Here is a 12,605-nt window from a genome sequence, read left to right as displayed (position 1 = left end):
CAACCTTAAAGCTGCTTAGGCAACGAGAATTGAACAAATAAAGATTTATCCAATGGTTGTTTTGAATCACGCAACGTGTAATCCAATACGATGTTGTTTTGGTTAATTTTGTAGTTGAGCTTACGAATCAAGCGGCTCGATGTAGCACTGCTCTTATTCGCAAAAATAGCGCGCAACAACGCCCACTGACCGGTAAATGATTGTTGTGCGACTCGATTCTGACCGTTGTAGAATTCTGCACTCAAATAGCCATCCACTCCTGCGGTTGGCCAAGTTATCTCGCGCCACACTCTTGGACCATGTTTGTAGTCGTAAATCGTTTCAGCCTCTCGTAGGCGGAATTCCGTCACGTCGGTACTCATTGAGCTCGCTTTTACTTCAAGCCTTAACCCAAGATCATCCCCTGAAGAACCAAAGAAAATGCCACTCAGCTTTTGAACTAATTCAAGTTGCTTACGAGTGTTTGAGTTTATTGGTAGCGTTAGGCCGTCAACTTCGTTTAGCTTGAGCCTGCCGTTATCCCAGTAAACAAACGGCTTCAAGGTTTCTTCTATGTAGCGAGCCACACGGCCACTTGGTTTAAAGAATTGAGAAAAGTCATCTAAGCTCACTTCTCCACGACCATGTTGATCAAATGGGAATCGCCCTTCAATGGCAGACACATAAAACTGGTAAACTTGCTCATCCCACTGTGTATTTAGATACACCACGCTGCCATTCACCACTTGTTTCCACACTTGTTCACTGAGACTCTTCGTCCAAGACGCGACGATGTTCGGAGCCTTGCTGCCAGCTTGACGGAAGTTCACGATAGGGTCGCTACTACCTTGCGCATGGGCGATGGCATAAGCATGGAATGATTTACCTGGGTTTGAACTAGACAATGCGGCATCGAAAAACGAGTTAACCTCATCAACTTGAACGATCAACTGCTCCAGTGGTGTATCCTTGTCTTTACCATTCCCATTCACAAACCTAGAAAAAGGCAAAAATGCTTCATTTACGACGAATGAAGGTTGCAGCCTCAACAGGTTATCGCCAACTGCTCGATTCACTTTGTCGGCTTTGTTCAACACCTTTTTCGCTTTCTTCAGTCCTAGTTGACCGGCTGCACGCTTCTGTCCTTTCGTATCCGGTTGATCGGCGACAGCCAATGTTGTGTTCACCACAACCGCATCCAATACATCAAGTAGTGGACTCGTAGCCGGAGAACGTGTGTTTCTTAGCGCATAGCTAAGTACCGAAGCATCGCCAAACTGTTTGATTTGAATGTTGTTGACTAGGTCTTTCCAGTAGTAGATGTAATCAGCAAAATACAGACGTTGAACCTGTTTGCTCAGTTCTCTAAGCTCAATGACTGATGCGCCAGACATATCACCTTGAATCGCTTTAAACTCGCTCATCAAGCTTCTAAGCAGAGGCGACTTTGCCGTCAAATCAATTTGGCTGTAGCCCTGCTTAGTAAAGATTTCAGGGATCAGATAGCCATGGAAATCATTAGTAAACTCAAACAAGCTATCGAACTTCTCACCGAGCTGGCTTCGGAGATCCACTTGAGTACGGTACTCTGGCATCTCTTTAATACGCGCATAAATCAGTCGTTCTGGTGACAAGCCTTCAAGGTTGTTCGTTGCAACAGCTATAAGGTCTAGGTTCGGTTGTAGCTGCTTGTCGTAATGACTTTTAAACAAGTCTTCGATTAAAAGAGAAAAAGAGTAAAGCTCGTCTGGAGAAAGCTCACCTTGGTCTTTCAAGTTATCAAGCAAGTAAGTTTGTAGTTCCGCAAAGTTCAGTTGCTCTCGGTCAAACAACATCTGGTAGTAACGCAAAATCTCAAAGATTCGGCTTGGATTACCAAGGTTCACATAAACATACAGCTCGCTGCTGATCAGCTCTTCGAGCTTTGGCAGCATTATCTGGTGCAACTGTTTTTCATAAGCAGAGTAAACACTCTCGGCCGTATCTGTTTGCTTAATACTGACTTTCTCATGCCACGATTTAGGTTGAACGCCCTCAGCAACCACATCGCCGAGTTCTCTTAATACCGCCACAACCTCCGACATAGAATTGTCATTGCTCAGCTTTTGAACATCGTTTTGATAAAAACGAATTTGAGATAGAGCCGTTGTGCGCCAATCTTCATCAACATTCCAGTTTTCCTGTAACTTCAGGCCTGCAACAGAAATCAGCCCAACTACGGATACTAAAACAGCGGTTCGAAATACAAGATAACCCGCATGACGCCATTCATTGACACCGGCGATATTCTTCTCCGGCAAGATGACCTTATTGAACAAACGTTGCGTAAAGAAACCACGACGATTTGGCTGCTGTTCAACTTGGTTATTGGTGTTGAACTCAGCACGTTCGGCCACAACCTGCGTTAGTAGATCATGCTCAATGCCTTTTTGTCCGGATGACATTAAATAAGCGCCGCGGATCCATACGGCTTCTCGGACACGGTTCTCGCGACCAATGTCGCTCAAAAACTCGTTGACGCGCTCTAGGAAAATTCTTAGCTGATAAGGCCAAGCGATAATGGATCCCGACTTGTCACTGCTGACGTTTCTCAGTAACTCAAACTGCTGCCCCGCAATGGATTGAATCAACGCGTGGCTTTCTGCCTCAAACTGCTGTTTGTCATAACGGCGCGAAACATCGCATTCAAAGGTAATACCAAAAGGATTTTCTGAGTCACATGCAGTGAAGCTCTCAAAGAAACCAGTGAAGTCTGCAATCGAGTCAGCTTTAGAGAAAGCGGCGTAAACAGGCAAGTTTAAGCTAAGCTCTGCGCCCATCGACAACACAGCCTCCTGATAGATACCTGAGAGCCTAGTGCGCTCTTTCTTGTCTCCTGTCATTAGGCGATCACATCCAATAACCGTCACAATGCCGTTCAGTCCTTGCCTCGGACGGTATTTGAGTAGTTGCTTCGCCAGTACTTGCCAAAGCGATTCGTCAATACCGTCGTTATCAAATATACGATGACCAACTTCCACAACGACTGCGTTATCGTTGCTCCAAAAGCGTAGGTACTGCTCCGTATCACTTTCATCCAAGTAACGCTCGTTAACTGGCTCAAAACCATTCTGTAGCAATATGGCACTTTTCGCGTCTTTTTCACCACCTAGAACTAGGTACCAAGGCAGACTGTAAAGACTTTCTAGCTTGTTACGAGCTTGTCCTTGTATCTTTTTCGTTGCGATACGAAACAGCTGCTGGATCACGCGTGTGTCTTGTTTAAGCAGTACGTGTTGATCATGCTCTTCTTTCTCTGTTTGATTAAGCTTGCGTTGTTTCCACCACCAAACACATGTAAAGAAGACAATAACGACGGTGACAGCGAGCATTCCCCACTTTATCCAGACTGGTTGCTCTTCTGATGCCGTTATCCAAAATGCGAGCGTCCCTAAAATGGCAGTAATCACCAAGAAAATAGAAAATATCTTTTTAAACATCTTATTTCAGCGCTCTTTTAATCGTGGCGTTCAAACCAAAGCGAACATTGAGTTCATTTTTCAACTTACGAATGGTGTTTAAGTCGTCACCTGCGTGAAGATAAAGCTCAACACCATGTTCCGTCTCACGAGTAAAAGACTCATAGCCTGCTTGTTTGAGTTCTGTCGATAAACGAAGTGCGTCGCTCGCCCGAGAAAATACCGCGAGAATGATCTCCCATTGCTGAGTGACCACTTTTCCTTTCATTCCCGTTTCTTCCTCTAGGCTTTCACTCTGTCGCCCCAAATCCGCATCGGAACTTAAGTACACTAAGTCACTGCTGTTTTTCTTCAGGTTAACGTCTGACATATCGATCGCGCTAAACTGTTCCAACAACGGCTGCACGCGGCTGTTGTACCAATATTCAGTAAAGCCATACCCCGATGCCAGAACCAAACAAGCCAAGCCTAACGTTTTGCCCATACTGATCATTAGCCACGGGCGTTTACCTTCGATTAACGCTGGTGTTTGCGGTACCGGAAAAGGACTTTCACTGCGATAGTGGCGAATGAGGCCGTACGCACGAGCGGTAATATCATGCAATTGGCTCTCGTCTTCATGGCGAAAGCGCCCTTTGAAACCCAAAGCTAAAAGCACGTACTGAAGCTCAATAAAATCAACAAGTTTATTCGGCTGCTGGCTGGCCTTATCTAGCAACACAAAAAAGGCCTCTCCGCCATCGCGCTGTGAAAACACCTTGCTCAACAACGAATGATTTTCCCAACGGGCACGCTCTCCCCAAGCGGTGTACAGCACCGCTTCATCAAATGCCGCGCACAATACAAAGCAACTTTTTTCAATCACGCTTGGGTGGTAATCCAAGTGCAGACCACGCAAACGAAACGCATCAATGGCGTACAAAAGTTTTTGACGAAAACGGTTGATGTCTCTCGGCGCACCTTGACGCTTAATCGTCACTAAAATACCCAACAGCTCCGTTGCCGCATTCATTAAAGGGCTACCATAAATGGCAAGATTCTCAATCAATCGCTCAGTACCCGAAGTGTCCGCTTTGGGTGGCAACTGATGCTGCTTTTGAGGTGATTCGGTCGATGTCACTCGTCGAATTTGAACCGTCGGTTCTTCGTTAAATAATCCGCCCATCCGTTACCTACCTGATCACATGAAAATCGACGTGGATATCATCAATTCTTTCATCAATATGAAGAGCGATCGCCTCATCACGTTTGATCAGCGCTTGCCACAATTCAGACTTAGTATCGATTTCGAAGTAAGCGGCGTCATTCAAAGACTTCAGCTCAGAAGGTGCATAAGGAAGATGGCGCAAAGGAACACCTGAAAGTGCATTACGTACTAAACCGGCAATATCACTGTTCCCTGCTAGCTTCGCAGCACGAGGAAACTCTTCACTAAGTCGAGTAGCACCGATAGACGAGGAAACGGCCAACACAAAGCGCCCTTGATTGTATAGGCTGCGATCATCGACCAGTGTGCGTAGCAAGCGACGGCTCACAAACAGCTGTTTGTCCCAGTTCAATGTTGATACGTTATCTATCTGAACCTCACGCAGTAACACCAATAACTCAGAAAACACGGTCGAGAAAATGCTGTATAGCGCATCTTGGTTCCATGCTGGGAAAGACTTGGGCATCTTCCCTTCTAAACCCTGCATCTGCCCCGCCATCGAAACGCACTCTAAATAGAGGTGACGTGTCAGCAACGAGCCATCTAGGTTCCATTGTTCAAGTTTTGGCATCCAAGCACCCAGTACTTGCAGCCACAAGTAGTCACGCATCAACGACTGATAGCTTTTACTGCTGGACTCCGCTTGTAAACGAGTATGTATCGCCCGGGAACGGTATTGTACTTGTGCAAATAGATCAGCAACGTTATCGGTTAGGTAGCTAGATACGGCAAACTGCAAGCATTGGGGAACGAATGCTTGGTTCAACACAACAACACCTTCAGATTTGTGTTCACTGATTTCAGCAACGGATATCAACACAAAATCTTTTAGCTCATCACCTTCTAAACGCAGCTGAATGTTCAATGTTGCTAGCTCTAACTGAACCGGGTCACTGTGCTCTCGGCTGGTATCGTAAACGGGGTGTTCTTGTGAAGAGTGTCTAAGACGCGCATCTTCTCCAACATCAATAGTGCCCGGTCTTGAAACCGGAAGGGCCAGATACACTTTCTTATGACTGGTATTTTTCGGCACATCGAGCACGAGTGCTTGCTCAATTTCAAATGGCGTTCCATCAGGGAAAATACCTTTAGCACGACGCACCGAAACCTTACCAATGTTCAACATCGAGCGATCAAGCTCTAGCGAGGTCAATCCATAAGCATTAGGGCTAATTTGTCCGGCGAACTCGCGAGTAAAATGTTCAACATAGCGCTCTTGCTGTTGAAAGTGCTGAGGGGAAAGGAACATCCCCTCACTCCACACGACTTTATTATTATCCATTATTATTCTTCTTCCCCTGACACAGACAGATTAATGCCATCAATTTCAATACTGATAACCGCTGAATTCACAATTAGCGGCTTATAAATCACCTTGTTCTTCGCCTCTCTGTAATCAGCAAAACCCGCAATCACACCGATGTACTTAACGCCACTACCAAGTGGGATAATTTCCTGGCGAGTTTCACCCGGCAAAATGCTTGGTAACTGGCGAGAAACGGCCAACTCGGCCTTCAACACGCCTTGGTCATCATTATAAATTTGAATAAAATCAGAGAGTTCAAACGCATTATTATTCGTCAATTGATAGATTCGGAGCTCTACCGGAGAAGGCTTACCTTCAACATTAGGGTTAATATTGGTCGCAGCTTTAATATCAACGACCAGTTTTGGCTCAACCAGCTCATCGCTCCATAAACTGCACCCTGACATCATAAGGGCGATACACATTAGGCATAAACGACGTACCATTACTGATCCCCTTCGAAGTTTTTTTGCATACGCATTGCATCTCTGAAGTACGCTTGAAACTTAATTTGCCAATCGCGATTCTCCACTTGTCGGTTGAAATAGCGTTTGTACATATCCCAGTACTTCGGTTTACGAGACCAAAAGCCGTTGCCCGACAAATCATCAAACATCGACTCCATCGCATTCGGAGAAATGTCAGACAGCAACCTTGCCAATGCCATTTCTAATGCTTTGTCCGTGCATTCCTGTAAGCGCTGCTCATGCTTCTTAAACTCAGTAACCGCAAACTGAGATTGGTTAACTGGTGACTCTTCTTGAGCGAAAGAGGGAGGCGCCATCACTTCATGGTTTGGAAATGACGCACGAAAATCACTGTCTTTCAGCGGGTCATCCTCATCCGTCTGAAAATCAAGATTAAAGTGAGGCGCTTGCTCTTGCTTAACTGAAGCATCATTCGCAAATGGGTCATCCCCCACCACATCTGTTGCCGAGATGGTGAACTCTGGCGCTTCGTCGACTTCAGGAATACTTTGAATAAATGGTGTTGATTCAGTACTAAACGGATCATCACCTAGTCGAGAGCTATCAGAGTGATGCTGCTGGGTTTGCGCTTTCGCTGATTCAGGGAAGAAACAAGAAACCAGCAATCGGTAACGGCCAATATCAAGAACATCACCATCACTTAATGTCGATTGGTTACCATTGCCCAAAGGCGCATCAGAGCCATTGATGTAAAGGCCATTGGTGCTGTTGTCCATGATTTGGTATCCACGCGAGGTCTTACGAATCGTCGCATGGGTACTTGAAATCTCACGACTTGCGTCATTAAGTTGTAGCGTCGCGCCAAACGCACGCCCGATATCTCCACCATCTTCTGGAAATGCTTGATTCCATTGGGCGATACTTTCACCATCTGGAGAGCTAATAATTCTAATCGATAGAGGCATTTGACTGACCTTCAATAAATTCAATATTTGGAGTTAACGACACTGAGAAACCGCCTCGTTAAATTCATTAAGAAAGTTGGGGTATTTCTTAGTAAATGCTTTGGAGAAATACACCCCCAATGGATTCGATTTAACCCGTGTCCGAGAAATCGCTCGATAACTGATACCCATTTTTTTTATCGTCTCGTCAATGACAGCATCATTGCCCAATACCGCTCCGACTTCCCCGTTCAGCATTAACTCAATTAGGGCTTTTGGCGTCCTTGGCTTTTTACTCACGCGGTAACCGTTTTTCTGTAGCCAAAACCATTTATTTGAGCCAAATAGTGCCGCGACTTCGACCTGAGATTTGAACATAGCGTTGTCTAACTCTGTTGAATCAGAGAGCGAGAACCAACTCCAATTCTGTTGATCAAGTGGCGCAGAATAATCGGCATACTCATCACGCTTACTGTTACGAGACGCAAGGAAGAAACCATGTTGTGAGCCAACCTCTGTCATGAGCTGGGCTCTATCCCACTTAGTCATCGTGAGCTGATATGGCTGGTCCATCACTCTCATGACACACTTCACTCGTTCTATCCCCGGCCCTTTCATTTCCCCGTTTTCTTGGTACTGATAAGGAAACCATTCTTGGGTTGCGAGTAGTAATCGCTCTGGACGCTGATAGGCCAAAGCAGGTTGGCTCAGCACGGTCAACATAACGGCAATAAAAACGACTCGTATCATGGTTAATGGCTCTCCATGCTCATGCCTGCTGAACGCACTAGCTTGCCATCTTGCGAATAGATATCGCTGGCCATTTCAATCAGTACAAACGGAAGCTGCGTATCAACGCGGCCTGCTTGTTTAAAGCTAATTGAGATGTCTGGTGGCGACAGCACGCCCACAGGTAGAGAGGCAGGTGCTGCGCCCTTTTTAAGTACTTCAATGCCGTAAAGTGCCGCTTGGTGAGCGTTGTTCTCAAACCCTACGCCAACAGACATCAGCGCACTTTGTTGCGTGCCATTAACCGCATCAGGCACTGCGGTTAACAGAGGAAGCTGCTCCGAATACAGGTTGATCTCATCAAGTCGGTTAAGAAGACTTGAGCTACCCGTTAGCCAAAGCAAGGATTGACGTAAATTGCCATCGTTGACCTTCATCGATTCAACGGTGGTTTGCATCACGTGCTGAAGGGCAAGCTCAGGATTATTCTCGTCAACTTCGATAGGAAAGACTGTCACTCCTTGCTTCTCAGCCTCTTTTTGAAGTGGCAAAAACTGAGTGAGATAAGCACTGGTGTTCGACTTAGCGTACAACACACCAATTTGAGTCAGACTTGGTTTAAAGCGACGTAAAAAGCTCAGCGTAATATCAGCAGGCAAATTCAAGGAGGTGTAAGCAAAGTTGTTGCCGCTTGAGTGATAGTTATCCGTCAGGCCCAGTAACACCGGATCTTTTGCGTTCACCGATACAACCGGCAGCTTACCTCCAGCGTAAACCTTATGCAGTGAGACGGTCGCACGAGATCCAACCGTGTAGATCATGTTCGCCTTTATATCGGCAGCTTTCGTCCAAGCAACCAGTTCCTCTTGGCTTTTAGGTAAAAGGAAAGCGCGAAATGAAGCGTTAGGCATTTCTCTGCGAAACACTTTTAAGATGGTCGACAACGCAACATCATACGAGTCCGCTTTTCGAGAAACTAAAACCCAAACCATCGGATGTTCACCACGTGGGGCGAACAATACATCGCTGTCATTGGCATTGATTTCCCACTGTACCGCCTTCTCAGCTTGTAAGTGTTCGCCCAACCACTCAGGCCAATCCGCCAAACTCACCGATGAGGATGCTGCCAGTACCAAAAGTAAAATCAATCGAATCATGCTTTCGCCTCCTTTTGTGCACCACGGTCAAACAACCACATCAACAAGCCAGCTAAGGTAAAGAATGCTGAAAGCGCAAAGAATGCGTAGTCCGTTCCGAGGTGAGTAAGCAAAGCACCGACAACGATCGAACCCAACACATGACCTAGCCTTTCCAAAAAGCGGTAAGTAGAAGCAACTGAGTTGGCATTCACACCTTGAGTGGTGGTCACCACATGAGTCACAACTGGGGCATTAATAAAGCCGTGTGAAACGCCCATGACTAGCATTGCGAACGTTGCGACGAGGACAAGATAGGTTATGTCTTCAAATAAGAAGGCAGCAGAAAGAATGGCCAAAGCAACAGCGCCAACGATGCTTCCTAAGCAAAGCGCCCATTTTGCAGAGCCAATACGGTCAATCATTGGCGAGACCTTGCCACTAATGAAAAGCACAGAGAATGCATAAGCCATCAGCACCTGACCGATACTTTCGCGCTCGACACCTACATCAGAAAGAAGGATTGGCACAGCAAAGAATACGACACCCGTTAGCATCATTTTGGTTGGGATACCAACAAGCAACATGGTGCGCATGAATGACGGTACACGCATCAAAGCAGCGGAATCTTTTAGCATCATCGTCAGGTTCTCTTTGAGTGAACCTTGAGCATTCCCCTGAGGAATCATAGACGGCAGCGACAACGCGAACAGATACATCAGGCCACCAACTAAAGCCGACAACATGAAGATACCTTGCACGCCTACGGTATCAGCCAACAAGGCACCGATTGCCGCACCAGAGATGAATCCAGCATTGAAACAAAATACGATGATGCCTGCGGCTTGTGTCTTGTTAGATTGATCACTGCAACGCAGAATATAACCTTGAACGGCAATAAAGATCGTCGCTTGCCCAACGCCAGAGGTGAATCGCGCAATCAGCACCATCGCTAACTGGGACTCGTACGCTAGCAACAGGCAGCCAGCCGCAGATAACAGAATACCCACGCCAAGTACTTTTCGAATATCAAACACTTCAACTAGACGCGAAACAGGCAATAGCGTTGCAGCAAAGCCGACAAAGTAGAGTGTAAAGAAGTAAGACGACCAACTTTCACCCGCGCCATTCTCTACCGCGATTTGCGTTAAGTACTGAGGTAAAACCGGCGCCATTAACGATTCCATCAGCACCGTAACCAAAAGCAACGGCTTAACCTGTGCCAGTACGATATCGTTTTTTGGCTGTTGCTCTGAGTGGCTCAGCAAGCGAATAAAAGCAAAGCAAATGAACGCACAACCAGCAAATAGAATGGCAAAGTTCTTTAGTGTACGTACCAACTGCGCAAACAGTACTTTAGGGAAAAAAGCGACCGTCACCTCGTTCCCTTTCGCATCGCTGACCAGAAATTCGGCCATCTCATCGACTGACATACTGTTCTGCGCTTTACTTTTGGCGATCAACTCAGATCCCTGAGCAACAGAAATGGAAGAGACTTCTGGGTTTGACTGACGAAAACTGTCTAGCATCTCATCGATGCCACTCACTTGACGATAGCTGATCCCTGCATTCAGTACTGGGGCCAAACGTTGAGTAACAATGTTCGCCATGGAATCCGCCTTGTGCTCCAAGCCGGATTTGTATAATGCACCGACCATCAACAGCACGCTCGCCGACATGGCTAAGAACACCCCACCAAATGCAGTGAAGTAAATCTTGGGGTTTTGGCTACGCAACACAAAGAAGATAAACGCAGCGGTCAGTAAAACCACCAGCAGCACCATCGGCTGGAAGTGCCTATCGATGCTCCTTTCGATTTCTTCATCACTCAGCCAAATCTCCAAAGCACCAACTTGAGCGAATTTATTGTTCAAAGGGATGGTGACTAAGCTGCCAACAAAGTTGTCATCGGTGTAGCGATATAGCTCTTGCTGCCCAGAAATCACTCGGATATCAACCACAGAAGAATCCGCTTTCGCGATTGGCGATAGCACTTTCTCAAGACCCGCAAAGTCCTGAAGCGGCACGCCGGAACTGAGAACTTGTTCTATACCGATTCGGGCGGCTTCTGTTTGGGCTAAAATCGCATCACGGCTCTGCTGTTGATAGCTTTTCAATGCTTGTGCATACCCAACAACAAAGATCAGCATTAGTGATAACAGAACCAGTAATGCTCCGAGCAACAAGCGGCTATATTGCTTAAAAGAGTTCAAAGTTCACTCCTAACACACGCTTAGAGCGTCGAATTGCTCATTGAGGCAATGCGCAACCGACATTGGTCGTTTTTGCTTGAGGAAAGATAATCGGTTAAACACCAACGACTGAACTAGGTCTGTGTAATCCATACCTTCACGAGCCAGATCATGGCAAACCAAACTTACCTTTTCTCCCTCCGGACGTTTTAGATCCGGTTTTGGATTGGTTTCCAGCACATAAAGGTTGCCTTCTTTGTCCATTCGTAAGTCCACTCTCACTAAGGTTTGAAGGCCAAGCTGGCGATAAATCTTCTGACCGATCAGTGCTAACTGGTTGCGTAGCCCCTCTTCATTAACAGCAACCAAACGGTCTTGAGTGATCGGCTTTACATCCATAGAAGTAAAAATCGGCTCGTCAGCGTCCAGTACACGTTCAGTAATTGAGAAAGCCATCGGCATTTCAGACTGCGTCAGTTTGCCTTCTTTAAACACATACTCTCCCGCAACAGCAACAACAAACTCTCGGCCACCAAGGAAAGGCTCAATCATTACAGTGTTCCCCGTCGCTTGACGTACATGCTCTACAACACCCGCGAGATCACTACGATTAAAAACAGGATAAACATGGATTGAAGCTCTGCCAGACACTGGTTTAACAATGAAACCATCTTTGAACTGCGCTTCAATTTGATCGATCGCATCTTGCTTTGCTACATCTTCAAAATGTTCATCAATACCAATGGTGATAAATGGTGCAGTCGGCAGTCCAGCGGCTCTAATTTCATGCTTAAACAGGTGCTTGTTATCCAAGATCCCTGCCGTCATTGGCGAGTGCCCTACATAAGGCACGCCCAGCATTTCCAATGTAGAAGGCAAATGACACATGGAGTCAAAACCTTGCAAACCACCACTGTTCGTAATCACCAAGTCAATGCCTTTATCTTTCAGGCACTGCGCTAAGTTGATGTCTTCAGCTAACACCTCAACGAACTGGAAATTAGATTCACGCAGTGCATTAGCAATATCGTGTGCAACAGGTGCATACGTTTTGGTTGAGCGAGGGCTCAAGTTTTCAAAGATAAAACTGCCGTCCTGCTCTTTATCCCCACCGTGAATCACTGCGATTTTTAAGTTCTGGCGAATCCATTCCAATTGTTGCGTAGAAAAGACTGAATGCATCATCTGTTAGTACTCATAATGTTGTGCTGCGAAAAGGGCGCGTT

9 protein-coding genes are annotated in these 12,605 nt (G+C 46.2%); all 9 read right to left on the bottom strand.

All coding sequences use genetic code 11. The annotated features are described in order from the left end of the window. Nucleotides 1-5: 5 nt before the first annotated feature. The 9 genes from tssM to B853_RS04300 are packed head-to-tail and all read right to left on the bottom strand — an operon-like array spanning nt 6 to nt 12,564. On the bottom strand, nt 6-3,458 hold the full coding sequence (tssM, locus tag B853_RS04340) for a type VI secretion system membrane subunit TssM (RefSeq protein ID WP_038883384.1): 3,453 nt from the start codon (nt 3,456-3,458) through the stop codon (nt 6-8). Between the two features lies 1 nt (nt 3,459). Then, on the bottom strand, nt 3,460-4,602 hold the full coding sequence (gene icmH, locus B853_RS04335; protein WP_038883383.1) for a type IVB secretion system protein IcmH/DotU: 1,143 nt from the start codon (nt 4,600-4,602) through the stop codon (nt 3,460-3,462). Between the two features lie 7 nt (nt 4,603-4,609). Next, nucleotides 4,610-5,926 carry a type VI secretion system baseplate subunit TssK gene (gene tssK / locus B853_RS04330; protein ID WP_029843212.1) on the bottom strand — a complete coding sequence of 439 codons (1,317 nt, stop codon included), beginning with the start codon at nt 5,924-5,926 and terminating at the stop codon, nt 4,610-4,612. A gap of 2 nt (nt 5,927-5,928) precedes the next feature. Next, nucleotides 5,929-6,396: a type VI secretion system lipoprotein TssJ gene (gene tssJ / locus B853_RS04325; RefSeq protein ID WP_010446941.1), complete on the bottom strand. Its 468-nt coding sequence runs from the start codon at nt 6,394-6,396 to the stop codon at nt 5,929-5,931. Continuing rightward, entirely contained in the window at nt 6,396-7,343 is a 948-nt protein-coding gene (locus B853_RS04320; RefSeq protein WP_017188816.1) for a type VI secretion system-associated FHA domain protein, read from the bottom strand. Before B853_RS04320 ends, tssJ begins: the two co-directional genes overlap by 1 nt. Nucleotides 7,344-7,376: 33 nt before the next feature. Beyond that, nucleotides 7,377-8,072, bottom strand: coding sequence for a substrate-binding periplasmic protein (locus tag B853_RS04315; RefSeq protein WP_010446937.1), 696 nt, complete (start codon nt 8,070-8,072; stop codon nt 7,377-7,379). Between the two features lie 2 nt (nt 8,073-8,074). Then, complete coding sequence (locus tag B853_RS04310) at nt 8,075-9,208, bottom strand: ABC transporter substrate binding protein (protein WP_128826804.1); 1,134 nt, start codon at nt 9,206-9,208, stop codon at nt 8,075-8,077. Beyond that, nucleotides 9,205-11,400, bottom strand: a complete 2,196-nt coding sequence (locus B853_RS04305; RefSeq protein ID WP_038886665.1) for an MFS transporter — start codon at nt 11,398-11,400, stop codon at nt 9,205-9,207. Before B853_RS04305 ends, B853_RS04310 begins: the two co-directional genes overlap by 4 nt. 9 nt (nt 11,401-11,409) lie before the next feature. Next, nucleotides 11,410-12,564: a D-alanine--D-alanine ligase family protein gene (locus tag B853_RS04300; protein ID WP_038886663.1), complete on the bottom strand. Its 1,155-nt coding sequence runs from the start codon at nt 12,562-12,564 to the stop codon at nt 11,410-11,412. Nucleotides 12,565-12,605: the final 41 nt, after the last annotated feature.

It is taken from the genome of Vibrio rotiferianus CAIM 577 = LMG 21460 (assembly GCF_002741985.1).
In the GTDB taxonomy this organism is placed as follows: domain Bacteria; phylum Pseudomonadota; class Gammaproteobacteria; order Enterobacterales; family Vibrionaceae; genus Vibrio; species Vibrio rotiferianus.
This window is presented reverse-complemented; position numbering and strand designations above follow the sequence as displayed.

Bases quoted from the DNA above. Each gene is read 5' to 3' on its own strand.
- B853_RS04320 (WP_017188816.1), bottom strand. From the start codon at position 7,343: ATGCCTCTATCGATTAGAATTATTAGCTCTCCAGATGGTGAAAGTATC.
- B853_RS04300 (WP_038886663.1), bottom strand. From the start codon at position 12,564: ATGATGCATTCAGTCTTTTCTACGCAACAATTGGAATGGATTCGCCAG.
- tssJ (WP_010446941.1), bottom strand. From the start codon at position 6,396: ATGGTACGTCGTTTATGCCTAATGTGTATCGCCCTTATGATGTCAGGG.
- icmH (WP_038883383.1), bottom strand. From the start codon at position 4,602: ATGGGCGGATTATTTAACGAAGAACCGACGGTTCAAATTCGACGAGTG.
- B853_RS04310 (WP_128826804.1), bottom strand. From the start codon at position 9,208: ATGATTCGATTGATTTTACTTTTGGTACTGGCAGCATCCTCATCGGTG.
- tssM (WP_038883384.1), bottom strand. From the start codon at position 3,458: ATGTTTAAAAAGATATTTTCTATTTTCTTGGTGATTACTGCCATTTTA.
- B853_RS04315 (WP_010446937.1), bottom strand. From the start codon at position 8,072: ATGATACGAGTCGTTTTTATTGCCGTTATGTTGACCGTGCTGAGCCAA.
- tssK (WP_029843212.1), bottom strand. From the start codon at position 5,926: ATGGATAATAATAAAGTCGTGTGGAGTGAGGGGATGTTCCTTTCCCCT.